The organism is Rhodococcus sp. ARP2 (assembly GCF_001029585.1).
Taxonomy (GTDB): domain Bacteria; phylum Actinomycetota; class Actinomycetes; order Mycobacteriales; family Mycobacteriaceae; genus Rhodococcus_F; species Rhodococcus_F erythropolis.
Window position 1 is genome coordinate 36,199 of the sequence record NZ_LEKE01000086.1, and the last position, 24,947, is coordinate 61,145.

General features: G+C 63.5%; 25 protein-coding genes. 7 read left to right on the forward strand and 18 right to left on the reverse strand.

What is annotated here, in order from left to right:
• Positions 1–253: 253 nt before the first annotated feature.
• Positions 254–1,309: a ferredoxin--NADP reductase gene (locus ABX74_RS22420; RefSeq protein WP_020906844.1), complete on the forward strand. Its 1,056-nt coding sequence runs from the start codon at positions 254–256 to the stop codon at positions 1,307–1,309.
• Here ABX74_RS22420 and ABX74_RS22425 read toward each other — a convergent pair.
• Together ABX74_RS22425 and ABX74_RS22430 are read right to left on the reverse strand one after the other, a co-directional pair.
• A complete protein-coding gene (locus tag ABX74_RS22425) occupies positions 1,281–2,600 on the reverse strand; it encodes a glycosyltransferase 87 family protein (RefSeq protein WP_047889736.1) in 1,320 nt (439 codons plus the stop codon). The two genes, ABX74_RS22420 and ABX74_RS22425, sit on opposite strands and share 29 nt — an antisense overlap.
• A gap of 38 nt (positions 2,601–2,638) precedes the next feature.
• Complete coding sequence (locus ABX74_RS22430; protein ID WP_019744275.1) at positions 2,639–3,376, reverse strand: DNA alkylation repair protein; 738 nt, start codon at positions 3,374–3,376, stop codon at positions 2,639–2,641.
• Between the two features lie 361 nt (positions 3,377–3,737).
• On the opposite strand from ABX74_RS22430, the gene ABX74_RS22435 reads away from it, so the two are divergent.
• Positions 3,738–4,106 (forward strand): SPW repeat protein, encoded by a 369-nt coding sequence (locus ABX74_RS22435; RefSeq protein WP_029254873.1) that lies wholly within the window; start codon positions 3,738–3,740, stop codon positions 4,104–4,106.
• A 37-nt stretch (positions 4,107–4,143) separates the two neighbouring features.
• Here ABX74_RS22435 and ABX74_RS22440 read toward each other — a convergent pair whose 3' ends face one another.
• Both ABX74_RS22440 and ABX74_RS22445 read right to left on the reverse strand, forming a co-directional pair.
• Positions 4,144–4,908, reverse strand: coding sequence for a glutamate racemase (locus ABX74_RS22440; protein WP_029254872.1), 765 nt, complete (start codon positions 4,906–4,908; stop codon positions 4,144–4,146).
• Between the two features lie 42 nt (positions 4,909–4,950).
• Positions 4,951–6,129: an NAD(P)/FAD-dependent oxidoreductase gene (locus tag ABX74_RS22445; RefSeq protein WP_223257985.1), complete on the reverse strand. Its 1,179-nt coding sequence runs from the start codon at positions 6,127–6,129 to the stop codon at positions 4,951–4,953.
• A 184-nt stretch (positions 6,130–6,313) separates the two neighbouring features.
• Between ABX74_RS22445 and ABX74_RS22450 the strand changes: the two genes are divergently transcribed.
• From ABX74_RS22450 to ABX74_RS22470, 5 genes are read left to right on the forward strand one after another with little or no spacing between them, the layout of a single operon-like run.
• Complete coding sequence (locus ABX74_RS22450) at positions 6,314–6,781, forward strand: Asp23/Gls24 family envelope stress response protein (RefSeq protein ID WP_003941912.1); 468 nt, start codon at positions 6,314–6,316, stop codon at positions 6,779–6,781.
• Positions 6,778–7,155 carry a hypothetical protein gene (locus ABX74_RS22455; RefSeq protein WP_047889738.1) on the forward strand — a complete coding sequence of 126 codons (378 nt, stop codon included), beginning with the start codon at positions 6,778–6,780 and terminating at the stop codon, positions 7,153–7,155. Before ABX74_RS22450 ends, ABX74_RS22455 begins: the two co-directional genes overlap by 4 nt.
• A 1-nt stretch (position 7,156) precedes the next feature.
• Positions 7,157–7,336, forward strand: coding sequence for a hypothetical protein (locus ABX74_RS22460; RefSeq protein WP_003942043.1), 180 nt, complete (start codon positions 7,157–7,159; stop codon positions 7,334–7,336).
• Positions 7,323–8,297 (forward strand): DUF6286 domain-containing Asp23/Gls24 family envelope stress response protein, encoded by a 975-nt coding sequence (locus ABX74_RS22465; RefSeq protein WP_019744281.1) that lies wholly within the window; start codon positions 7,323–7,325, stop codon positions 8,295–8,297. The genes ABX74_RS22460 and ABX74_RS22465 overlap by 14 nt, the downstream gene beginning before the upstream one ends.
• Positions 8,294–8,857: a hypothetical protein gene (locus tag ABX74_RS22470; RefSeq protein ID WP_019744282.1), complete on the forward strand. Its 564-nt coding sequence runs from the start codon at positions 8,294–8,296 to the stop codon at positions 8,855–8,857. Before ABX74_RS22465 ends, ABX74_RS22470 begins: the two co-directional genes overlap by 4 nt.
• A gap of 118 nt (positions 8,858–8,975) precedes the next feature.
• On the opposite strand, the gene tuf is transcribed toward ABX74_RS22470, so the two are convergent.
• The 14 genes from tuf to ABX74_RS22540 all read right to left on the reverse strand — a co-directional run bounded on the left by tuf (position 8,976) and on the right by ABX74_RS22540 (position 24,899).
• Positions 8,976–10,166: an elongation factor Tu gene (tuf, locus tag ABX74_RS22475; protein WP_019744283.1), complete on the reverse strand. Its 1,191-nt coding sequence runs from the start codon at positions 10,164–10,166 to the stop codon at positions 8,976–8,978.
• A gap of 125 nt (positions 10,167–10,291) precedes the next feature.
• Positions 10,292–12,394, reverse strand: a complete 2,103-nt coding sequence (gene fusA, locus ABX74_RS22480) for an elongation factor G (protein ID WP_047889806.1) — start codon at positions 12,392–12,394, stop codon at positions 10,292–10,294.
• Positions 12,395–12,595: 201 nt separating this feature from the next.
• On the reverse strand, positions 12,596–13,066 hold the full coding sequence (gene rpsG, locus ABX74_RS22485; protein ID WP_003941856.1) for a 30S ribosomal protein S7: 471 nt from the start codon (positions 13,064–13,066) through the stop codon (positions 12,596–12,598).
• Complete coding sequence (gene rpsL / locus ABX74_RS22490; RefSeq protein ID WP_003941908.1) at positions 13,066–13,440, reverse strand: 30S ribosomal protein S12; 375 nt, start codon at positions 13,438–13,440, stop codon at positions 13,066–13,068. The genes rpsG and rpsL overlap by 1 nt, the downstream gene beginning before the upstream one ends.
• Positions 13,441–13,849: 409 nt before the next feature.
• Positions 13,850–14,395, reverse strand: coding sequence for a DUF3558 domain-containing protein (locus ABX74_RS22495; RefSeq protein WP_019744285.1), 546 nt, complete (start codon positions 14,393–14,395; stop codon positions 13,850–13,852).
• On the reverse strand, positions 14,392–14,940 hold the full coding sequence (locus tag ABX74_RS22500; protein ID WP_020906837.1) for a DUF3558 domain-containing protein: 549 nt from the start codon (positions 14,938–14,940) through the stop codon (positions 14,392–14,394). Before ABX74_RS22500 ends, ABX74_RS22495 begins: the two co-directional genes overlap by 4 nt.
• A gap of 82 nt (positions 14,941–15,022) precedes the next feature.
• On the reverse strand, positions 15,023–15,634 hold the full coding sequence (locus tag ABX74_RS22505; RefSeq protein ID WP_047889739.1) for a TetR/AcrR family transcriptional regulator: 612 nt from the start codon (positions 15,632–15,634) through the stop codon (positions 15,023–15,025).
• A 42-nt stretch (positions 15,635–15,676) separates the two neighbouring features.
• Positions 15,677–16,462: an enoyl-CoA hydratase family protein gene (locus ABX74_RS22510; protein WP_047889740.1), complete on the reverse strand. Its 786-nt coding sequence runs from the start codon at positions 16,460–16,462 to the stop codon at positions 15,677–15,679.
• Between the two features lie 24 nt (positions 16,463–16,486).
• Positions 16,487–17,647 carry an acyl-CoA dehydrogenase family protein gene (locus ABX74_RS22515; RefSeq protein WP_029536739.1) on the reverse strand — a complete coding sequence of 387 codons (1,161 nt, stop codon included), beginning with the start codon at positions 17,645–17,647 and terminating at the stop codon, positions 16,487–16,489.
• Positions 17,647–19,632, reverse strand: a complete 1,986-nt coding sequence (locus ABX74_RS22520; protein WP_047889807.1) for a biotin carboxylase N-terminal domain-containing protein — start codon at positions 19,630–19,632, stop codon at positions 17,647–17,649. The genes ABX74_RS22515 and ABX74_RS22520 overlap by 1 nt, the downstream gene beginning before the upstream one ends.
• Before the next feature lie 8 nt (positions 19,633–19,640).
• Positions 19,641–21,239 (reverse strand): acyl-CoA carboxylase subunit beta, encoded by a 1,599-nt coding sequence (locus tag ABX74_RS22525; protein WP_021334058.1) that lies wholly within the window; start codon positions 21,237–21,239, stop codon positions 19,641–19,643.
• A complete protein-coding gene (locus ABX74_RS22530) occupies positions 21,236–22,384 on the reverse strand; it encodes an acyl-CoA dehydrogenase family protein (RefSeq protein ID WP_047889741.1) in 1,149 nt (382 codons plus the stop codon). The genes ABX74_RS22525 and ABX74_RS22530 overlap by 4 nt, the downstream gene beginning before the upstream one ends.
• The gene (locus ABX74_RS22535; RefSeq protein ID WP_047889742.1) at positions 22,381–24,102 is read right to left on the reverse strand and encodes an acyclic terpene utilization AtuA family protein; all 1,722 of its coding nucleotides are present in this window, start codon (positions 24,100–24,102) and stop codon (positions 22,381–22,383) included. The genes ABX74_RS22530 and ABX74_RS22535 overlap by 4 nt, the downstream gene beginning before the upstream one ends.
• Complete coding sequence (locus ABX74_RS22540; protein ID WP_020968976.1) at positions 24,099–24,899, reverse strand: TIGR03084 family metal-binding protein; 801 nt, start codon at positions 24,897–24,899, stop codon at positions 24,099–24,101. Before ABX74_RS22540 ends, ABX74_RS22535 begins: the two co-directional genes overlap by 4 nt.
• Positions 24,900–24,947 lie beyond the last annotated feature (48 nt).

Consider the following 24,947-nt stretch of genomic DNA (forward strand, 5'->3'; position numbering starts at 1 on the left):
TGCACAGACTTCGGCAGCTCAACCGCCCGGACGCCGCCCGCGAACCGCCCGTTCGGGCAGGTCGTCGCCACCCCGGACCGCCAGGAAGGCCGGATCAGACTGCCGTGGTTCCCGCTGATCGGGAACGTGTTGCTCGGCGACTACGATCCCCAGTAGCTTTTCATCACTGCTAACATTGAACTAGAACACGTTCTAGATGTTGCACTTCACTGACCTGCGCTTTACCCAGCTTCACGAGAGGACTAGCTTCGCGATGACGACAGTCGAGGTACCGCACAGCTCGCGATCGGCGGTACTCACCGTGTCCGGAGTCATCGAAGAGACTTCCGACGCCCGGTCGCTGGTGTTCGAGATTCCCGCAGAACTGAAGGACAAGTTCGACTACAAGCCAGGTCAATTCCTGACCCTGCGCATCCCGAGTGATCAGACCGGCTCGGTCGCACGCTGCTACTCCCTGGCCAGTTCACCCTTCACCGACGACGCCCCCAAGGTGACCGTCAAGCGAACCGTCGACGGCTACGGCTCCAACTGGTTGTGCGACAAGCTCCAGGTCGGCGACACCATCGAAGTGCTGCCGCCGTCAGGTGTCTTCACGCCCAAGTCGCTCGATCACGACTTCCTGCTCTTCGGTGCAGGCAGCGGAATCACTCCGGTGATCTCGATCCTCAAGTCCGCCCTCACGCAGGGCAGCGGCAACGTCGTGCTGATCTACGCGAATCGCGACGAGAAGTCCGTCATCTTCGGCGCCGAACTTCGCGAGTTGGCAGCGCAACACCCCGGCCGCCTCACCGTGGTCCACTGGATCGAAACCGTGCAGGGACTCCCCGCCGTCTCACAGTTGGCGACACTGGCCAAGCCATTTGTCGCCTACGAGGCCTTCATGTGTGGTCCAGGCCCCTTCATGGACGCCGTCCACAAGGCACTGGCAGAAGCGGGCATGCCCCGCACGCAGGTTCACGCCGAGGTCTTCAATTCACTCGCCGGCGACCCGTTCCGTGACGTCGAGGTAGCCGAAGTCTCCGACGAGGAAGCTGCCGACGCCGCAACCGTCGAGGTCGAACTGGACGGTGAAACCCACACCCTCGTCTGGCCGCGCAAGCAGACGCTCGTCGACATCATGCTCGCCAAGGGTCTCGACGTTCCGTACTCCTGCCAGGAAGGTGAGTGCGGGTCGTGTGCCTGCACCGTCACCGAAGGCGAAGTTCAGATGGACAACTCCGAAATCCTCGACGCCGAGGACGTGGCGAACGGCTACATCCTCGGTTGCCAGGCGAAGCCGATCACCGATCGCCTGAAGATCGAGTTCTGAACCCTGCTTCGATGCATGACGGCCCCTGATTCCCTGCGGAATCGGGGGCTTTGTCATCTTCTGAGCCATCATCCGCGCCATCTTCCGAGTCCCGCCCCGTAATCCACTCCGGCGCCGTTGTGGGCAACCGCCACAGCGCAAGAATCAGCACCAGGGTCACGATCAGGAAGCCCTCACGAAGGACCAACCCCAGAGGAAGCAGCAGCGGCGACGTCTCGATGAACTGCTGCCCCATACTCGGCCCGCAATAGACGACGGCCAACCCCACAGCGGCCGCACCGAACTGCAGCGGCGATCGAAGCCGAAAGAGAACCGTGACGGCAGCAGGCACGAGATACACCCAGTGATGAATCCAGCTGATCGGCGAAAGGATCGGCGCACTCAATCCGATCACCAACGCCGCATCGACCGCACGACCGACGCGATGTACATCTCGGGCGACCCAGAGCGCTACCGCCGCGCACAGCACGGTCAACGGCATCGCCAGAGACGCCGTCCATGTGCCCAGTGCCGCAAGTCCGCCCTGCAGTGAACTGTTACCGGCACTCGCGATCGCCTGCCCGCTCAAGTCCACCCGGTCACTGAGGTTCCAGACGACGTCCGACCAGAAGGTCCAGCTGACGGCCGGGTCCACCATTGCTGCGACGGCGGTCGCCGCGGCAAATCCGATCGAACTCCAGATCGCGAGTCGCCACTGCTTCGTGACGACGAAGTAGACGATGAACAGCGCCGGCGTCAGCTTGATCGCGGCTGCGACGCCGATCAAAAGTCCTCGTGGAAACCACCGGCCGAATCTCGAATCGCCTCTGCGGGTCACGTCGAGCAGTACGAGCACCATCAGCACCAGGTTCACCTGGCCGAAGGAGATGTGCGCGCTGACGATGGGTGTCACCGACACGGCCAGGACCAATGCCGCCATGACGAGCGGCCGCTTGGGGACGCGAGCGGGAGTGAACTTGGCGACTGTCCACACCACCGCCGCGATGCACAACGCCGACCACAGCAGATAGGCCGTCCACCAGTCGGAGAGAACAGTCGGCCAGAGGAAGATCACCGCGAACGGGGTGTAGGTGAACGGCATGCCCTCGTCGACGATCAACGGGCCGACAAGGTTGCTCTCGTAGATGTTCGAGCCTGCGGCAAATGCCTGGGCAGCGTAGCGGTAGACGAGAAAATCAACGGGTTCGACGGCCCGAACGGAGTACACGAGATAACACAGAGCTGCGACGCCGGCAGCGATCAGTGAACCGATCGTCACAATTCGAGACGCCTCGACACGGGTGGCGGGCATACCGAGAATCGTCCCACAACCTACCGAGCGGTACTTCGCTAGCGGGCCGCCCGGAAGTGCGCTCGCTCGTCTGCGGTCAGGTGTTCGCACGCGTAGCTCAGCGCCGTGCGTCCCATGTCTGCTGCATTCTCAGTAAGGAAGCCGGTCAACAAATCCCGATCCACCCGCTTGCCCACCTCGCGGAGCATCCAGCCCATCGCTTTCTGGGTCAGGTCTCGTCGATCACCCAGCACCTGAGCGGCAAGCTCGAGCGTGGTCGACGCGTCGCCGCGAGTGATGAATCCGTACGTCGTCAGCAGCGCCACCCGTCGTCGCCACAGGTCACCCGAATCGGAAAGCTCGAAGATCAGCCGGCGATCTCGGTCGTACAGCCAGCCGCCGAGGATCTGTCCGGCGGACGAATCCACCAGATCCCAATTGTTGACCCGCCCGTCCTCGACAGCGGTCAGATAGAAACCTGCGATGCGAGCGCGGCCCTCGTCGTCGAAAAATTTTGGGCGACTGACTTTTTCGAATTGAGCGACCAGGATCAGCAGCCCGGCCAATCGGTGCTCGTGAACGTCACTGTCGAGAAGGAGACGTATCTGAGGCAACGCGAGTCCGACGTGCTTCTTCACCACCGATCGCGTCTTCGGTACTCGCACGCCGATGAATACGTCACCCTCGCCGTACTCCCCCGGCGCTGTCTTGAAGAACCGCTGCAAGTGGACGGCATCTGCGGGATCCGCGAGGTCGGCCAACTGCTCGATCACGTCCGGGGCACTCGATTGCGTCACCCCAGAACCTTCTCACGGGTCGTCTGTGCGGACTCTTCGATTCTCTCAGCGTCCTCACACCGTGTGCCCTGCTCGGCCACAGGTCGGCAGACGACACTCGAGGACAGTCAGTGAAAGGACCACCCATGATCACCGCCGCTATCGCATTCACCACTCTCACCCTCATGGCACTCTCGGGACAAATCGCGGCAAGCGCGCCGCGCGGGCTCGTGGCCATCCGGACGAATGGTCACAAATCTTGATATTCGAGCCTCCCCATCGCCTCTAACTGCAACGCGAATGCAATTGGCGGAGAGTTGATCTCGATCTTCCGCGGGCGTGTACTACAGGTGGACACACTCTCGTCTTTGGAGGTCTCGTCATGAAGTCGTGGAATCGAATGCAAGATGCCGTCGCGGTGGTTCTCGGCGTCTTTGCGGCTCTCTCGCCGATGTGGCTCGACACCACCGATCGGGCAATGTGGTCACTCGTCGTCCTGGGTGTCCTGGTTGCACTGTCGGGTCTGGCGCACATGGCACGTCCGGACATGACCATGGCGGATTACGCGATGGGTGTTTTCGGCGTCTTGATGTTCATTTCACCCTGGGTGATGAACTTCGACGCTCTGCGCGGTGCGTCGTGGACGGCCTGGGTGGTCGGGGTTCTGACCGTTGTGGTCGCGGTGAGTGCGATGCCGGTGATGAGTGCGCGGATGCATCACGGGGGTCACGGCGGCGTAGCCGCCCATTGACAGAGCGGTTTAGCCGCCCATTGACAGAACGGCTGGATCAGGCTTTGATCGCGCCCAACAACCGCCCGGCGTCGAAGGCTTCGGCGCTGGGCGGTAGTGCGCCCGGACGACCGCTCACAAACACCTCGACGGTTCCCGATCCTTCGCCCACGGCACCGAGCCCGTCGATCCGCCGCAGAGTCTGTCGTGCAACGGCTTCGGCGCTGTCGAAGAGTGTGACGCCGGCGGGTAGCCGTGCTGCGATCTCGTCGGCGAGCAGTGGGTAGTGGGTGCACCCGAGGACAACGCCGCTGACGTCGTCCGGCGTCCGGGCAACCGCGGAATCGATGGCAGCAAGTGCGGCTGCGCGATCACCGAGATCTATCGAATCGGCCAGGCCGTGGCACGGCACTCCGACGACCTTGGCGCCGTTGCCGAACTGCTCGATCAGATCGGCTTGGTACCGGCTGGCCGTCGTCGCGGCTGTAGCCCAGATCGCCACTGAATCGCACGCGGCAGCGGCGGGTTTGATCGCGGGCACCGTTCCGATGACCGGTACTTCCGGCCCGACCAGTTCTCGCACGTGTGGCAGCGCGGTGACGCTGGCGGTATTGCATGGAAGAACGATGACCTGAGCCCCACGATCGAGGCTCCGCCGCACCGCACCGAGTACCCGGTCGACGACCCACGGCTCAGGCTTGGGGCCCCAGGGGGCGCCGTCCGGATCCAGGGAGAGCACCAGATCGAGATCCGGGCGCAGGCGTCTGAGCCACGCAGAGGTAGGGAGCAGGCCCAGTCCCGAGTCGATGAGTGCAACGATCACCGCACAAATCTATCGCCTCGGAACCGGTCCTGCCTCATCCGTTCAGGCCGGTGTGGACTCCAACACGTCAGAGATGGGCGTGCCGGCTGCGATCTTGGCGCGCATCTTCATCACCGCTCCCGCGCTACCTCCGCCGACGACAGCTGCCAGCACACCGTCGCGCTCGTAGTAGGCGACGAACTTTCGGCCGTCGTCCTTGACGATGTGAACGGTGTCCGTGGGTGCGACGGTCCCCAACGCCTGGATCTTGACGTCGTACTGATCGCTCCAGAAGTAGGGAACCTGCGCCGGCGCATCGGGATCACCCGTTCCGGTGAGCGCTCCCGCCAGGATCTTGGCCTGGTCGCCCGCATTGGTCCAGTGTTCGACGCGCTTGCGTCGATCACCGATCTGCCAGGACGCGACGTCGCCGACGGCCCAGACGTGGTCGGTACTGGTGCGGCCGACGCCGTCGCAGAGCACTCCGTTGTCGAGTTCGATTCCCGAACCGTCGAGCCATCCCGTGACCGGCACCGAACCGACTCCGATCGCCACCACGTCGACCGGGATCTCCGAACCGTCGCTCAAGGTCGCAGTGGCAACCGCTCCGTCGCCGGACAACGAGGTCAAGCCCGTGCCGACGCGGACATCGACGCCCTCGTTCCGATGCAGACGTTCGACGAGGGCGCCAACGGTGGGGCCGAGCACCGACGCCAGCGGTGTCGGCTGGGGTTCGAGCAACACGACGTCGACGCCGTGAGACTTCATGCTGGCGGCCAGTTCGCAGCCGATGAAGCCGGCCCCGACGATCAGCGCACGCTTGCCGGGAGCCAGCTCGGCGCGAAGGGCCAGCGCCTCCTCGATGGAGCGCAGAACGTGCACTCCGGACAGCTCCGGAAGGCCGGCAATGCGACGCGGAGTCAGTCCGGTCGCGATGACCAACTCGTCGTAGTCGAGGGTGGATCCGTCCGCGAACGCCACCGACTTTGCGGCAGTGTCCACCGAGGTCGCGGGCGAACCGAGCTTGAGATCCACCTTGTTCTCGACGTAGAACTCTGCCGGACGCAGCGTCGTCTCGTCCTTGTCGCCGCGGATCACTTCCTTCGACAGCGGCGGCCGGTCGTATGGCAGATGTGTTTCCCCACCGGCGAGCGTCAATTCACCCTCGAAGCCTGCTCGTCGCAGTTCCTCCACGGTCCGCAGCCCCGACAACCCCGCACCCACGATCACTATCCGTGCCACCACGTACCACCCTGTCCGACCCACGTCACTAGCAGCGCTCACTATGAACGCCGTCACTATTTGCCCCCGACTCTGCCATACCAAATGCCGGAGTAGGTGTGGTGCATCCCGCATGGCCACCTACCAGTCACTACAGTTGGAGGTACTTCAGACGCACGCACTGACACATGAGCAGGGAGCCCCCATGACCAGCGATTCCAGTGAAAAGAACAGCGTCCGATTCGGCGCCGACGGTGGCGCGGAACTAGTCAGCACCCAGGGCAAGACGATCATCGCCGACGCCGTGGTCGCCAAGATCGCCGGTATCGCGACCCGCGAGATCAACGGCGTGTACGACGTCGGTGGGGGCACCGCGCGCGCGGTGGGGGCACTTCGCGACCGCATTCCGGGCGCCCGCGTCAACCATGCCCAGGGCGTCGCGGTGGAAGTGGGCGAGAAACAAGCCGCCATCGACATCGGCATTGTCGCCGAATACGGCGTCGCACTCCACGAATTGGCGGTAGGTATCCGCCGAAACGTTATTGCCGCAGTCGAAAGCATGACGGGTCTCGAGGTCACCGAGGTCAACATCACCGTCTTCGACGTCATGCTCTTCGAGGATGCAGAGAGCGGCGGCAGTACCGATCCGGAAGCCAAGCCGAGGGTTCAGTGAGTACCGCCGACGCCGGCCGCGAGATCGACGCGGCCGAGATCGTCGCCGACGCAGTTCTTGCGATCCCGGAAGTGGCAGATCTGCACGGCGGGCAATTCGGTGAGGTGGGAACCTACCTCCCCGGACGTCGAGTCACCGGCGTCGTCGTCGACGAAAACTCTTGTGCGGTACACATTTCCGTTCACTATCCGGCCGATGTTCGCGGCGTCGCCGAACGCGTCCGAGCGGTGGTGGCACGGTTGGTCGACGTACCGGTGAACGTGACCGTCGGAGACTTGTCGACAGCGGGATATCCACCCGAAAATTCCGAAGATGCAGTCACCGAGCTTTCCGCCGTCACCGAGATCGCACCGAACATTCGAGAAGGGAACTGACATGAACAGCACCACCGTCGGACTGCTGGTCGGTCTGCTCCTCGCGCTCGCCGGAATCATGGGCGGATTCAGCGGATTCGTCTTCGCCGTCCTGCTCGGCGCCGCCGGTATGGCGATCGGAGCACACCGCGACGGACATCTCGATCTCGGCGCGATCCTCCGAAGCCGTGGCCGTGGCTGAGCCGACCACTCCGAACGCGGCAGACGATCCCGGCCTACGAGGTTCACTGGTCATCAAGGACCGGGCGATGGCCAAGATAGCCACTGCCGCAGCGGTGAACGTCCCGGGGGTGGTCCGCCAGTCCGGCGGCTTGACCCGCCTGACCGGGCGCGACCTTCCGCGAGCCGACATCTCGATGGGCAGCGACGCCGTGGCCATCAATCTGTTCCTCGCTGTGTCCTGGCCATGTTCGGTCACCGAACTGACCGGTCGCGTGCGGGCAGAAGTCGGGCGCAGCGTCGAGTCGCTGACCGGCCTGCCCCTCCACGACATGAACGTCATGATCGCGGCAACCGAGGGTTCTGACGAATCCTGTGTTTCCGGCGTCGAAATCGCAGAAGGCCCCGCACAGGAGGCACTCTCGGATCCAATTCCACCCAGAGTTCCCTCCGCGAACCCCGCCGCCGCGGTGTCAGCCGTCGTCATCGCGTGCGGTCTACTCGCACTCGCTTTCGTGGTCTCGCGCGAATGGTTCATCAACCGCGGAACCTTCGATTCGGCGCCCTGGATCCGGAACTCCGTGGAGTGGACGTCGCGTCTGCACTGGCAACCGTGGCTGCTTCCGGTGGCGATCGCTGCCGTCGTCGCGGGCGTTGTCCTGATCATGTCCGCCCTCAAACGCCGGGCGAAAACCCATGTGCCGTTGGGTAACCCGAGTGCATCGACAGTGTGGATGCGACCGACGGACATTGCACGTCTGTGCAGTAGCCACGCAGCGGTCGTTCCCGGCGTCGACTCGGCCCACACCAGCGTCGACCGCAAACACATCAAGGTCCACATCGAATCCACCGGCGGCGATCGAACCGAACTTGCCGCGGCCGTCGACGCGGCAGTTCGGCCTCATCTCGCGATACTCCAGCAGCCACTGCAGCTTTCGGTAGTCGTGAGAGAAACGCCAGTACGACGAAAGGACGCCTCGTGAACCGCTGGATCTCCGCGGTCGATCGGACCATCGTCCTCATCGTCGGAATCGCACTCCTCGCGGCGGGCGCATACGCCATCGCGTGGGACGCGGGTGCCTCACTGATCAGGACCTGGGTGTCACGACTCGATCGTGAGGTCCTCTTCGGTCTTCCGGAGGAGCCTTGGTGGCACTGGGTGCTGTCGGGCACCTTCATCCTCTGCGTCTTCGCCGGTTTCGGGCTGTTGTACCTGAACCTTCGTCGACGCCGAACGAGCGCAGTCACATTGCGGCACAACGAGTCCGGTACCGACGTCAGTGTGGATCTGGGACCAGTCGCCGACGGCGTAGCGGCAGAACTCGCCCAGCTGAGCGGCGTGCGCAGCACCAGAAGCAAAGCGACGATCGATCGCGGACTGCCAACGCTGTCGATTGTCGTCACCGCAGACCCGGCGATCGATGTCGTCGGCTTCACCACTTCGGCCGAACACATCGCCCGTGCAACCAGGCGAAGCCTCGACGGCTCACCTGTCGCGGTACAGGTTCTGTTGCATCTCGACCGGGTAGAAGCCTCCAAGTAGAAGCACCCCGAACAACCGATCGCAGACCACCTGGCCATAGACACAGAAAAGGCGCTCACTCCCCGAAGGGAATGAGCGCCTTTCCTAGTGCTGTGAATCAGCTAGCGAGACAAGAGTCTCACTTGATGATCTTGGCAACCTTGCCGGCGCCGACCGTACGGCCGCCTTCGCGAATTGCGAAGCGCAGGCCCTCGTCCATGGCGACAGGCTGGATGAGCTTGACGGACATCTCGGTGTTGTCACCGGGCATGACCATCTCGGTGCCCTCAGGCAGCGTCACGACGCCCGTAACGTCCGTGGTACGGAAGTAGAACTGCGGGCGGTAGTTGTTGAAGAACGGGGTGTGGCGGCCGCCCTCGTCCTTCGACAGGATGTATGCCTGGCCCTCGAACTCCGTGTGGGGAGTCGTGGTGCCCGGCTTGACGACAACCTGTCCGCGCTCGACATCTTCGCGCTTGATGCCACGAACGAGCAGTCCGACGTTGTCGCCGGCCTGGCCCGAGTCGAGCAGCTTGCGGAACATCTCGATACCCGTGACGGTGGTCTTGGTGGAGGTCTCCTTGATGCCGACGATCTCCACCTCCTCGTTCACGTTGACCGAGCCACGCTCGATACGACCGGTGACAACCGTGCCACGGCCGGTGATCGTGAAGACATCCTCGACGGGCATGAGGAAGGGCTTGTCCGTCTCGCGGACCGGGTCCGGGATGGACTCGTCGACTGCAGCCATCAGGTCGAGGATGGACTGCGTCCACTTCGGGTCACCCTCGAGTGCCTTGAGTGCCGAGATCGGAATGACGGGGGCTTCCTCGTCGAATTCCTGAGCGGCCAGCAGTTCGCGGACCTCCATCTCGACGAGCTCGAGGATCTCGTCATCGTCAACCATGTCGGCCTTGTTCAGGGCGACGAGGATGTAAGGAACGCCAACCTGGCGAGCGAGCAGGACATGCTCGCGCGTCTGGGGCATCGGGCCGTCGGTAGCTGCGACGACGAGGATAGCGCCGTCCATCTGAGCTGCGCCGGTGATCATGTTCTTGATGTAGTCGGCGTGACCCGGTGCATCGACGTGCGCGTAGTGGCGCTTTTCCGTCTGGTACTCAACATGCGAGATGTTGATCGTGATGCCACGAGCCTTTTCCTCGGGAGCCTTGTCGATCTGATCGAAGGCCGAAGCCTCGTTCAGGTCGGGGAATGCATCCGCGAGAACCTTGGTGATGGCCGCCGTCGTCGTGGTCTTGCCGTGGTCGACGTGACCAATGGTGCCGATGTTCACGTGCGGCTTCGTCCGCTCGAACTTCGCCTTCGCCACTTTGTGTCCTCCTGGACTGTTGTTGCTTGCCGTATGCAGCAGTGCGGTTGGTTGTTACTTGGTCGTGCTTCGTGCCGGAAGCAACCGAGGTCACTTGCCGGCGCGGGCTGGGGAGCTCGCTGTGCTTACTCGCCCGTCGCCTTGGCGATGATTTCCTTCGAGACGTTCGCGGGAACCTCTGCGTAGGAATCGAACACCATGGAGAAGTTCGCACGGCCCTGGGTCTTCGACCGCAGGTCACCGATGTAACCGAACATCTCCGAGAGCGGAACCAGCGCCTTCACGACACGGGCACCACTGCGTTCCTCCATGGCCTGGATCTGGCCACGGCGGGAGTTGAGGTCGCCGATCACGTCGCCCATGTATTCCTCGGGCGTTGTGACCTCGACAGCCATGAGCGGCTCGAGAATGACGGGGCCGGCCTTGCGGGCGGCTTCCTTCAGTGCCTGCGAACCGGCAACCTTGAACGCCATTTCCGAGGAGTCGACGTCGTGGTAAGCACCATCGAGCAGCGACAGCTTCAGGTTCACGAGCGGGTAGCCGGCGAGAACACCGTACTGCATCGCGTCCTGCGCGCCGGCATCCACGGAGGGGATGTACTCGCGCGGGATACGTCCGCCGGAGACCTTGTTCTCGAACTCGTAGGTAGCACCGTCTTCGCCCACGAAAGGCTCCAGAGCGATGATGACCTTTGCGAACTGGCCCGAGCCACCCGTCTGCTTCTTGTGGGTGTAGTCGTGCTTCTCGACCTTCTTGGTGATGGTCTCGCGGTACGCAACCTGCGGCTTACCGACGTTCGCCTCGACCTTGAACTCGCGACGCATGCGGTCGACGAGGATGTCGAGGTGGAGCTCGCCCATACCGCCGATGACGGTCTGACCGGTCTCTTCGTCGAGTTCGACCGAGAAGGTCGGATCCTCTTCGGCGAGCTTCTGGATCGCGACGCCCAGCTTTTCCTGGTCGGACTTGGTCTTGGGCTCGATGGAGACCTGGATGACCGGCGCGGGGAACGACATCGACTCGAGGACGATGGGGCTCGCCTGATCGCACAAGGTGTCACCGGTGGTGGTGTCCTTGAGGCCGATCATTGCGTAGATGTGGCCGGCTACGGCCTCGTCTACCGGGTTCTCCTTGTTGGCGTGCATCTGGAAGAGCTTTCCGATGCGCTCCTTCTTGCCCTTGGTTGCGTTGAGCACCTGAGCGCCCGGATCGATACGACCCGAGTACGCGCGGACGAAGGTCAGCTTGCCGAAGAACGGGTGAGCAGCGATCTTGAAGGCGAGAGCCGAGAACGGCTCTTCCTTGCTCGGCTTGCGAGTGATCTCTACTTCTTCGTCACCGAGCTTGTGGCCGACGACCTCGCCGATGTCCAGCGGGTTCGGCAGGTAATCGATGACTGCGTCGAGCATGGGCTGAACGCCCTTGTTCTTGAACGCGGAGCCACAGATGACCGGGTACAGCTCGGAAGCGACCGTCATCTTGCGGATGGCGCCCTTGATTTCCTCGACCGTGAGCTCTTCGCCGCCGAAGTACTTCTCCATGAGAGCTTCGTCGGACTCGGCAACGGTTTCGAGCAGCTTCTCGCGGTACTCTGCAGCCTTCTCGACGAGGTCCGCGGGGATCTCTTCGATGGTCGGCAGTGCACCGGTCGGAACTACGCCGCGCCAGGTGATGGCACGCATCTCGACCAGGTCGACGACGCCGTCGAAGTCGTCCTCAGCGCCGATGGGCAGCTGGAGAACGAGCGGCTTCGCGCCGAGACGGTCGATGATGGTCTGGACTGTGAAGTAGAAGTCCGCGCCCATCTTGTCCATCTTGTTGACGAAGCAGATGCGCGGAACGTCGTACTTGGCAGCCTGACGCCAAACCTGCTCGGACTGCGGCTCGACACCTTCCTTACCGTCGAAGACAGCAACTGCGCCGTCGAGCACGCGCAGCGACCGCTCCACCTCGACCGTGAAGTCGACGTGGCCGGGGGTGTCGATGATGTTGATCTGGTTGTTGTTCCAGAAGCAAGTCACGGCGGCAGACGTGATCGTGATGCCGCGTTCCTTCTCCTGCTCCATCCAGTCCGTCGTCGACGCACCGTCGTGCGTCTCACCGATCTTGTAATTGACACCGGTGTAGAACAGGATGCGCTCGGTGGTGGTGGTCTTGCCGGCATCGATGTGCGCCATGATGCCGATGTTGCGGACCTTGTTCAGGTCAGTCAGCACTTCCTGTGCCACAGGTTTCTTCCCCGCTCGTTGCTTGGTTTTCGGGTGTCGGCCGTATCCGGTGTGTTCCACCGTCAAGGCCATGGTCTTTCAATTATGTCTCTGCCGAGGCGAACCTGGCCACCTGCGTCCGGAAACCGGCGAGATGATCAGGTCGCCAACGGCGACAAGCGTCGGAGCCCCACCCGATGGCAGTTGCTCCGACGCTTTACATCACCAGCGGTAGTGGGCGAATGCCTTGTTGGCTTCGGCCATCTTGTGAGTGTCTTCGCGACGCTTCACAGCTGCACCGAGGCCATTGCTGGCATCGAGGAGCTCGTTGGCGAGACGCTCGACCATGGTCTTCTCACGACGTGCACGCGAGAAGGTGACCAGCCAGCGCAGTGCCAGCGTGGTGGAACGACCGGGACGAACCTCGACCGGCACCTGGTATGTAGCGCCACCGACGCGGCGGCTACGAACCTCGAGTGCAGGCTTGACGTTGTCCAGGGCGCGCTTGAGAGTGACGACCGGATCGGTGCCGGTCTTCTCGCGTGCCTGCTCGAGAGCCTGGTACACGATTCGCTCTGCGGTGGACTTCTTGCCGTCCAGCAGGATCTTGTTGACGAGCTGCGTCACCAACGGGGAACCGTAAACCGGGTCGTTGATGAGCGGGCGCTTCGGAGCGGGGCCCTTACGTGGCATTAGCTCTTCTCCTTCTTGGCGCCGTAGCGGCTGCGTGCCTGCTTGCGACCCTTGACACCCTGGGTGTCCAGGGAGCCGCGGATGATCTTGTAACGGACACCCGGGAGGTCCTTCACACGACCGCCACGGACGAGCACCATGGAGTGCTCCTGAAGGTTGTGACCTTCACCGGGGATGTACGCGGTGACCTCGACCGAAGTCGTGAGGCGAACACGTGCGACCTTACGGAGCGCGGAGTTCGGCTTCTTGGGGGTGGTGGTGTACACGCGAGTGCACACGCCACGACGCTGCGGGCTGCCCTTGAGGGCTGCCGTCTTGACCTTGGCGGTCTTGTCGCGGCGACCCTTGCGGACCAGCTGGTTGATGGTTGGCATTTACCGGCTTTCTTGTGACGAACAGACTGCTCGAGCGAACTCGGGCCGTTCGAAAACGTGGCTGTTCTGAAATTAGGGATCTAGCAGTTGGAGCAAGAGAGCTGCTGCTCCTCACCCACCTCAGAGTCTGTACTCAGCACTTTCATGCCGCGCACTGCCCCCGAGGTCGGGCGTGTCGCATACCCCCACACAGGCAGCCGGATGCTCGTTCATCAGCAGTTTCTGCTCGAACGCGCGCACGGCAATACCTAGCTAGGCACACAGATCGGCCCGGGCATGCCGGACACGACCCATAACGATACCTGTCGGCGCGCCACGAGGTCAAAGCGAGGCCACGGTGATAGTGACCTCACGCTCTGACCAGACACTCTGGCTGCAAACTCAGACCACGCAGCCGGACCGGTCACGATCAGATGCTGCGGTTCAACGTCAACGCGCCGAGCTTTGCCGCGGCCTCGCACGGATCCGCGCCGCCCTGCGGCTCGGTGACCCACCACCCGAACACTCCCCCGGCCGGTGCGCTCGCGCTCACGCCGCAACTCTGCGGATCGGCCGGCTGGCGAACCTCGTAACCGCCACTACCGTTGATGTCGATTTTCGCCACCACGTATCCCAGATGTTCGAAAGCAGCGCGCTCGTGATCGAGGGTGCCCGTCTCGAACCAGTTGAAGGTGATCTTGATCGGACCCGCGGCCCCGATGCCGTCCCAACGGCAGATGGCGCCGAAGAACCCACGCCCGACGGCGTCGGCACCCACGGCACCGGCGATCTGCTCGTCGGTGACGGCTTCGCATTCTTGGAGGACGTTCGCGAATTCCTGGCTGTCACTACCGCCGTAGCTGCCCTCCGCACGGGGAGTCCCGGTGACCACGGAGCCGCACCCCGTGAGTAGAACCAGCGACCCAGCCAGGGCGAGCCCGATCCTTACGCGCTTCACGGCGCCCTCGAACTTCACTGTGCCCTCGAAACTGTTTTTTCCATCAGATCCCGCGCCACCGTGCATGGATCCGCGGTCGGTGGCAGCAAGCCGTAGGTGATCGACCAGTGCACGAAGTCTCCGCCGAACGCGATACCCAACTCGCACAACGAACCTGCCGTGGACGCGATGAAGCCTTGATGACCGCCGATCGTGATGTCGTCGGCAGGACGTCCGAGCAGGTCGGACCCTGCCCGTTCGCGGCCGATCGGGCTACCGCGGTACCAGGAGAAACTGACGCTCGGACCGCTCGAACCAGCGACCTCCCACTGGCAACCGACACCGTTGCGCGTCGTCGTCGCAAAAGCGCCGAGGTTGAAGGCATTGACAACTTCTTCGTCGGTCACCGAGCCGCATTCGGCGAACATCGGACCGGGATCGGTGGGTGCGAGTGCCTGCGAACCCGCGCCGTCGCCCGGCTGATCGACGGCCCCGTCGTCGGAGCTGCAGCCGACCACCGCCGAAAGCACGGCAGCCGAGACCAATACCGAAGTCCCGATCGAAGTGAGGGTGCGTGCGGCCATGGAGCCGACTGTACTTCTCGGTGGCCCCCGACACACGCCACGTGCGCACCTCGCTCATCGGTCCCGCCACGCCGCTACCGATTCAGGGAGTTGCGACCGGTACCCGAACCAGCGTGGAATCCAATTGCGCCGCCCACTGTTTGACCACCTCGGTGCGTCGACGCGAGTCGTCGGTCAAGACGTCTGCCAGCCCCAGCCCGCGGGCCAGGTCCAGGGTCGCCTGTACCAAACGGTGCGTCACCGGATCGGAGTCGTCGACGCCCAGACTCTCGACGGCCATGCGGTGCGCGATGCGCCCGAACCGTTCCTCGAGGGGCAACACGCGGGCCCGCAGGTCGGGGTCGGAGGCAGCGGCCGTCCACACCTGCAGTGCTGCTTTGAACAGAGTCCCGGTGTAGTACTCGACCAACCGCGAAATGACCGCCTCGGTTCGTCCGGCACCCACCGGAAGGTCGGTCGATTCCTTTCGTGCCTGATCCATCCTGGCGTCGAACATCACCTCGAGCGCCGCGGTGATGAGGTCCTCGCGGGTCGGGAAGTGATGCTGCATCGCACCGCGGGACACCCCGGCACGCTGGGCGACGACGCTCATCGTCGTTGCGCTCCATCCGAGTTCGGCGAGACACTCCACAGTCACTTCGAGCAGGTGGGAGCGCGTGACTCGACTTCGGTCCTGCTTGGGTTCTCGAGTCATCGCGCCGCCATCCTTTCTACCGCTGTGTTCCAGTGCGCAGTTCTACTGCGCCCAGGCTGCTGGACGCTTCTGCAAGAAAGACATCATGCCCTCACGAGCCTCGTCAGAGGAAAACAGCCGGGCCGACTGCGCGATCATCTCCTCGCCGTCACGGTCGAATCCGGCCAGGACCGAACGCGTCGTGATCCACTTCGATTCGGCAAGTCCCTGCGGTGAACATTGGCGCAAGGTGCCGAGCAGTTCGTTGATCGACTCCCCCGTGTCCTGCGACGCGGCGGTGACGAGTCCGATGGATTCGGCCTCGTGCTGGCCGAACTTCTCTCCGGTGAGCAGGTATCGGCTCGCAGATCGCTGGTCGAGCCTCGGTAGGACCGTGAGCGAAATGATGGACGCTGCCAAACCCAACCGTGATTCCGTCACCGCGAAGGTGCTCGCCGGTCCGGCGACGACGATGTCGCACGCCCCGACAAGACCCATACCCCCGGCTCGGACGTGACCGTCGATGCGCCCGATCACCGGCTTGGGAAGCTCGAGAATGCTGCGCAAGAGCGTCAGCATTCCCCGCCCTCGTTCTTTGACGGCCTCTTCCGGTGACGCGGACGATCCGGAAGCCTCGCTGAGATCGGCTCCCGCACAGAATGTTCCACCGGTGTGGGTGAGCACCACCGCTCGAACTGCCGGATCGGCGGCCGCTGACGTCAACCCCGCTTGTAACTCCGTGACCAACCGCGTCGAAATCGCGTTGCGGTTGTGGGGTGAGTCGAGAGTGATCGTGGCAGCACCGCCCGATACTTCGTACAGTACGTATGGCTTGTCCTGATCCGTCATGAATCTCCTCTTCAGTAGGACCGTTTAGTACGACCGCGGCAGACCGAGAGAGTGCTGCGAGACGAAGTTGAGGATCATCTCGCGGCTCACCGGCGCAACACGGGCGATACGAGCCGCACCGAGCATGGCGGCCAACCCGTATTCCTTCGTCAGGCCTGCGCCGCCGTGCGTCTGGATCGCCTGATCGAGCGCCTTGATGCTGGCTTCGGCAGCGGCGTACTTTGCCATGTTCGCGGCTTCGGCAGCACCGAAATCGTCGCCGCTGTCGTAGAGCACCGCGGCCTTCTGCATCATCAGCTTGGCGAGCTCGAGTTCGATCTTCACCTGCGCGAGGGGATGCGAAATACCTTGGTGCGCACCGATCGGCGTCTTCCACACCGTGCGCTCGTTGGCGAACTTCACCGCAGCGTTCAGGGCGTAACGGCCCATGCCGATGGCCATCGACGCACCCAGGATGCGCTCGGGGTTGAGGCCGGCGAACAACTGCATCAGGGCGGCATCGGCTTCGCCGACCAGAGCGTCGGCCGGCAGACGGACGTCGTCGAGGAACAAGATGAACTGGTGGTCCGGCTCGATGATGTCCATCTCCATCTGCGTCTTCACGAATCCGGGAGAATCCGTGGGGACGATGAACAGAGCGGGCTTGAGCTTGCCGGTCTTGGAGTCCTCGGTGCGCGCGACGATGAGGACCGCGTCAGCCTGATCGACACCCGAGATGTAGATCTTGTTGCCGCTCAGGATCCAGTCGTCGCCATCCCTGCGTGCCGTCGTGGTGATCTGATGAGAGTTGGAACCAGCGTCGGCCTCGGTGATTCCGAACGCCATGATCTTGGAACCGTCGGCGAGGCTGGGTAGCCACTGCTGCTTCTGCTCCGCCGTGCCGTACTTGCCGATGATGGTGCCGCAGATGGCCGGGGATACGACAACCAGGAGCAGACCGGCACCCTGTGCCGCCAATTCCTCCTGCACCAGCGCGAGTTCGTAGATGCCGGCACCGCCGCCGCCGTATTCCTCCGGCAGGTTGACGCCCAGGAATCCGAGTTTGCCCGCCTCGTTCCACAATTCGGTGAGCGGCTCACCCTTGCGCGCCTTGGGCAGCACGTAGTCGACGTAGTTGAAGCGCTCACCCAGTTTGGAAACGGATGCCCGCAGTTCCTTCTGCTCTTCGGTTTCGATGAAACTCATCATGCTTCCTCTTCTGTAGCGGGTTCTTCCACACGTGCGAGTACCGATCCGACTTCGACCTGCTGGCCGACGGCGACCGGAAGTTCTACCAGGACACCGGCAGTCGGCGCGGTGACGGTGTGTTCCATCTTCATGGCCTCTAGCCACAGAATCGGCTGGCCGGCAGTGACGGTGTCACCGAGTGCGGCACCGAGGCGGATAACCGATCCCGGCATCGGAGCGAGCAACGAACCGGCGGCGACTTCCGCCGACGGATCCACGAAGCGCGGTGCTGCCGTCAACGCGACCGGCCCCAGCGAGGAGTCGACAAAAATCTCACTCCCGTATGCCGCCACGTCAAACGAACGCTGTACTCCGCTCTGCTCGAGCACTACCCGGGCAGCAGTTGCCGATACCAGGCTCACGTCGTCGAAGCATTCTGCGTTCAACACGCCGCTTCGGCTCAGGGAGTAGTGGACGTCGTAGTCGCCCGACGCAGTGGAGTAGCTCTTGCTCTGCGGCTGCGACGGCAGGTTGCGCCACCCGCTGGGCAAGCGGCCGATGACGCGCGCCGACGCCCGGTTGTGCGCGGCATCGGCAAGTGCCGCCGCTAGCGCCGAAAGCCTTTCGGCGTCGGTGTCGGCCAGAGGCGTTGACAACTTCTCGAGGTCATGGGTCTCGAAGAACGCCGTATCGGTGTCCCCGGCAATGAAGGCGGGGTGAGCCAGGACATTGACGAGCAGATCGCGGTTGGTGCGCAGGCCGTGAATCCTGGTGCGCGCCAGCGTCGACGCGAGCAGCCGGGCAGCTGCGGTCCGCGTCGGCGCGTACGAGATGATCTTGGCCAACATCGGGTCGTAGTGGACGCCGACAACACTGCCGTCGACGACGCCGGAGTCGAGGCGAACGCCCTGCTCACGCAGAACACTGAATTCTTGCGGGTCACCGGGCAACTCGATGTGGTGAACGGTTCCACTCTGAGGCTGCCAGTTCTTGGCGGGGTCCTCGGCGTACAGTCGCACCTCGATCGAATGCCCCCGGATCTCCGGCTGTTCGTCCGGAAGTGCTTCACCTGAAGCGACCTGCAATTGCAGTTCCACCAGATCGAGTCCGGTGGTGCACTCGGTGACCGGATGCTCTACCTGCAAACGGGTGTTCATTTCCAGGAAGAAGAAGTCGCCTTTTTCGTCAGCCAGGAATTCAACGGTTCCTGCGCCTTCGTAGCCGATGGCGTTGGCTGCGAGCCGCGAGGCGTCGAACAGCTTCTCGCGCATGGCGGGGATGCGCTGCACGAGCGGCGACGGTGCCTCTTCGACCACCTTCTGATGCCGACGCTGGATCGAGCACTCGCGCTCCCCCACCGCCCACACCCCACCGCGGCGGTCGGCCATCACCTGGACCTCTATGTGACGACCGGTCTCGAGGTAGCGCTCACAGAAGACAGTCGGGTCACCGAAGGCGGACTGCGCCTCACGCCGCGCTGCTTCCAGTTCGCCTTCCAGCGCCGACAATTCACGAACGACACGCATTCCGCGTCCGCCGCCGCCCGCCGACGCCTTGATCAGCACTGGCAAATGAGCGTCGGTCACCGCAGCGGGATCGAGTTCGGACAGCACCGGAACTCCGGCCGCGTCCATGATCTTCTTGGACTCGACCTTCGATCCCATGAGCTCGATGGATTCGACGGGCGGACCGATCCACGTCAGCCCCGCGTCGATGACGCTGCGCGCGAACTCCGCGTTCTCGGAGAGGAATCCGTAGCCGGGGTGAATCGCGTCGGCGCCCGAAGCCTTGGCGGCGGCGATGATGAGCTCACCCCGCAGGTAGGTCTCGGCAGGCGTGTTACCCGGCAGGCGAACCGAAGCATCGGCTTCGGCGACGTGCGGGCTGTCGGCATCCGCGTCGGAAAAAACCGCAACCGTGCCGATTCCGTTCTTGCGGCAGGTTGCAAAGACACGGCGGGCGATTTCGCCACGATTGGCGACCAGTACTGAAGTGATTGTCACGGCGTGCCTCACATACGGAAGACGCCGAAGTTCTCGGTGCCTTCGATCGGGGCGGTGGCAATGGCCGACAGGCACATTCCCACCACGGTGCGGGTGTCTCGGGGATCGATGACGCCGTCGTCGTACAGACGCCCGGACAGGAACATCGGAAGTGACTCGGCCTCGATCTGGTTCTCGATCATCGCGCGCATGCCGGCATCAGCCTGCTCGTCGAAAACCTGGCCGCGGGCCTCGGCAGCAGCGCGTCCCACGATGGAGATGACGCCGGCGAGCTGCGCACCGCCCATGACGGCGGACTTGGAACTGGGCCAGGCAAAGAGGAATCTCGGATCGAATGCCCGTCCGCACATGCCGTAGTGACCGGCGCCGTACGACGCTCCGAGCAGGATCGAGATGTGCGGAACCTTGGAGTTGGCAACCGCATTGATCATCATCGATCCGTGCTTGATCATGCCGCCCTCCTCGTACTCCTTACCCACCATGTAGCCGGTGGTGTTGTGCAGGAACAGCAACGGCGTGTTTGAGCGGTTGGCAAGCTGGATGAACTGCGTTGCCTTCTGGGACTCTTCGCTGAAGAGAACTCCACGTGCGTTGGCCAGGATGCCGATCGGGTAACCGTTGAGTTCGGCCCAGCCGGTCACGAGGGAGGAACCGTAGAGCGGCTTGAACTCGTCGAAGTCGGAACCGTCGACGATACGGGCGATGACCTCACGCGGATCGAACGGAATCTTCAGGTCGGCCGGAACGATGCCGAGCAACTCTTCCGGATCCTCGAGCGGTTCGATGATCTCCCCGCGAGGCGCCGGCCCCTTCTTGGTCCAGTTGAGTCGCTTGACGATCGAGCGACCGATGCGGATCGCGTCCTGCTCGTCGGCTGCGAAGTAGTCAGCCAACCCGGACTTGCGAGCGTGCATTTCGGCGCCGCCGAGTGCCTCGTCATCTGATTCCTCACCGGTGGCCATCTTGACCAGCGGCGGGCCTGCGAGGAACACCTTGGAGCGTTCCTTGATCATCACGACGTGGTCGGACATGCCCGGGATGTACGCGCCGCCGGCAGTCGAGTTACCGAAGACCAGTGCAATGGTGGGGATACCGGCTGCGGAAAGCTGTGTGAGGTCACGGAACATACGCCCGCCCGGGATGAACACCTCCTTCTGCGTCGGCAGGTCTGCACCGCCGGACTCGACCAGCGAGATCACCGGGAGACGATTTTGCATGGCGATGTCGTTGGCGCGGAATCCCTTACGCAGCGTCCACGGATTGCTGGTGCCGCCGCGCACAGTGGGATCGTTGGCGACGATCAGGCATTCGACACCTTCGACAACGCCGATACCGACCACGGTGCTGGCGCCGACCGGGAAGTCACTCCCCCACGCAGCGAGGGGACACAGCTCGAGAAACGGCGAATCCTGATCGAGCAGGAGTTCGATCCGCTCGCGCGCCAGAAGCTTTCCCCGCTTGTGGTGCCGCTCGGTGTACTTCTCGCCGCCACCGGCAAGCGCCTTGGCGTGCTCGACCTCGATCTCGGCGAGCTTGGTGTTCATGGTCGATGTTGCGGTCTGATACACCTCGGAATTGGTGTCCAGCGTTGACCGGATGACACTCATGACTGATACCCCAATCGCTTGGCCGCGAGGCCGGTGAGGATTTCGGTGGTTCCGCCACCGATTCCCAGAATTCGCATGTCCCGGTACTGCCTCTCCACTTCACTTTCCTGCATGTATCCGAGGCCGCCGAACAGCTGAACGGCTTGGTTCGCAACCCATTCGCCCGTCTCGACTGCCGTGTTCTTCGCGAAGCACACCTCGGCGATCAGGTCGCCGTCACCGGCCATGTACCGCTCGATCACCGAGTGGGTGTACACCTTGGCGACGTCGATCTTGCGGGCCATCTCGGTGACGGTGTTCTGCACGGCCTGCCGGCTGATCAGGGGGCGACCGAAAGTTTCGCGGGCGCGGCACCATTCGAGGGTCAGCTCCAGGCAACGTTCTGCACTGGCATACGCCTGCGCGGCGAGCGCGACACGTTCGGAAACAAATGCCTGGGCGATCTGCGCGAAGCCGCTGTTCTCTGCGCCGACCAGATTCTCCACCGGAACCCGGGCATCGACAAAGGACAGTTCCGCGGTATCGGATGCACGCCAGCCCATCTTCTCGAGTTTGCGTGAGACGGTGAAACCCGGTGTGCCCTTCTCGATCACGAGCAGTGAGACACCACCCGCGCCGGGACCACCGGTGCGCACCGCTGTAACGACGAAGTCCGCTCGAACGCCGGAGGTGATGAACGTCTTGGCGCCGTTCACGACGTAATGATCGCCGTCGCGCTTGGCTGTGGTTGTCAGATGCCCGACGTCGCTGCCTCCGCCAGGCTCGGTGATGGCGAGCGAGCCGATCTTGTCGCCGCGCAGGGTCGGCTTGACCCACTTCTCGATCTGCGCCTCGTCGCCCGCTGCAATCAGGTGCGGCACCGCGATGCCGCAGGTGAAGAGCGAAGCGAACAGCCCGCCCGACGCACCTGCCTGATGCATCTCCTCACAGATCACGATGGAGTCGACGGCGTCGCCGCCCTCACCGCCCGCCGATTCGGGAGCACTGGCGCCGAGCAGCCCGAGAGCGCCTGCCTTGCGGTGCAATTCGCACGGAATCTCACCGTCACGCTCCCACTGCGTCAGATGCGGCAAAATCTCCTGGTTCACGAATCCGCGTACGGTCTCGCGAAGCGCAAGCCTTTCCGGTGTGGTCCACACGGTCACCGTGAATCCTCTTTCTCGTCAGTTACGGGGAGTAGCGAAATCGGGATGTCGATGTGGCGCGAACGCAGCCATTCACCAATTCCCTTGGCCTGCGGATCGAACCGCGCCTGCGAGGCAACACCCTGACCGAGGATTCCCTCGATCACGAAGTTGACGGCACGAAGGTGCGGAAGCTGGTAGCGAGTGACGTTCAGGTCTGCTGCTTCCGGTAGCAGTTCCTTGAGCATTTCGACGGTCAGATTGTGCGCCAACCACTTCCACTGATCGTCCGTGCGAACCCAGACGCCGACGTTGGCATTTCCACCCTTGTCGCCACTACGGGCACCGGCGATCGTGCCGAGTGGCACCGAAAGCGAAGACTGTGGCGGCAACGGCTCCGGACGCTCAGGTTCGTCGACGGCTTCGAGGTCCTGCGTCAGCGTCGACGGAGCGATGTCCACGCGAGTGCCGTCGGGCAGTACGGCCACGTGAGGCACCGATCCCGCGTCGACGTAGCCGGGGGTGAACACTCCGTACGGTTGTCCGTTGCTCGGCGGCGCGGTCAGCGAGAAGCCTGGGTAACTGGCAAGCGCCATTTCCACCGCAACCGCAGAGAAGGGACGACCGATCACCTTGGGATCGGAATCGCGAACCACGCAGCGCAGCAACGCACTCGCGGTTTCCTCGGTGTCGGAATCCGGGTGATCCGTGCGAGCGAGAGTCCAGACCAGTTCGGCGGGCTTCTTCGTCAGCCAGGATTCGAGTTGAGTCTTCGCCAGATCCGCTTTGGCCTCGATGTCGAGACCCGTGAGAATGAAAGTGGCCTCGTTGCGGAACCCGGCCAGCGTGTTGAGTGAGACCTTGTACTGCGGCGGCGGAGCCTCGCCCGTGACTCCGCTGATCAGCACCCGATCCGGGCCTTCCTGGGTGAGCACCGCGTTGTCGATGCGGGTGGTCACGTCCGGGCCTGCGTAGCGTCCACCCGTGATCTCGTACAGCAGCTGCGCCGTCACGGTGCCGACGCTCACCTCGCCGTCCGTACCGGCATGCTTGGTGATGACCGAAGATCCGTCCGCGTTGATCTCGGCGATCGGGAAGCCAGGACGGCCCAGATTCGGAACCTCGGTGAAGAACGCGTAGTTGCCGCCGGTGGCCTGGGTTCCGCACTCGATGACGTGGCCCGCCGCGACAGCACCGGCCAGCTGATCGAAATCATCTCGCTTCCAACCGAAATGGTGAGCGGCGGGACCGACGATCACCGAAGCGTCGGTGACACGTCCGGTGACCACAACATCGGCGTCGGCCGACAATGCTTCGACGATGCCCCAGGCGCCGAGGTACGCGTTGGCCGTCAGCGGGGAGCCGAGTCCGAGTTCGTCTGCCCGAGAGACCAGATCGTCGCCCTCGACGTGGGCGATCTTCGCGTTCAACCCCAACCTGGTGTTGACCTCGCGCAGCGCCTCGGCCAGTCCAGCCGGGTTGAGACCGCCGGCATTCGCGACGATCTTCACGCCCTTGTCGAGCGCAAGTCCGAGGGTGTCTTCCACCTGTCGCAGGAACGTCTTCGCGTAGCCGAGCGACGGGTCCTTCATCCGGTCCCGTCCGAGGATCAACATCGTCAGTTCGGCAAGGTAGTCGCCGGTCAGGTAGTCGAGTTCGCCGCCCTCGAGCATCTCGCGCATCGCCGAGACGCGGTCGCCGTAGAAACCGGAGCAGTTACCGATCCGTACCGAACTCATTTATCCACCTTCGCTTCTCGTGCGGCTCGTCCCTCGCCGCTGGGTCCGGCAAATGCCTGCGCGAACCCCAACCACTCGTCTGCGTCGGCACCAACGGCAACCAGATCGAGATCGGCGCGATTGGCGCGCTGGGTGACCAGCAGGCAGAAGTCCAACGCGGGCCCGGTCACCTTCTGCGGTGCATCTTCCGGCCCCCAGGTCCAGAGCGAACCGTCCGGCGCCGTCAACTCAACCCGGAAATCGTCGGCGGGCGGCGTCTTCTCGTTGACCGAGTACGCGAAGTTTCGCGTCCGCACACCCAGGTGAGCGATGTTCTTGATGCGCGCCGTCGGGGCTCGTTCGACGCCGAGTGCGTCGGCAACGTCCTGCCCGTGCGCCCACGTCTCCATCAGTCGCGCGGTAGCCATGGAGACACCGCCCATGGGCGGGCCATACCAAGGAAACTTGGTACCGGACGGGGCGGCGGTGAGAGCCTCGACGAGAGCGGTGCGCCCCGCTCGCCAATCGGCGAGCAACTCCGCCGGCGGGCGGGCCGCCTGCTCGGCAGCACCGTCGTCGACAAATCCCGCCGGATTCACGAACGCCGCCTTCAACTGCTCCGCAAACCCGTCCGGGTCGGTGATCGCCAGGATCGCAGCACTGTCCGTCCAGTGCAGGTGCCCGATCTGATGCGCGACGCTCCACCCTTCCGCCGGCGTCATTGTCGCCCACTTCTCCTCGGGCAGATCCGCAACCAGGGCGTCGAGGCTCTCGCCTTCGGCCCGCAAGTCATCGATGAACGTCTGAAGTTCGGCCATGCGACCAGCATCACACCCGGGTCCATAAAAATCAAGCACGAATGATTG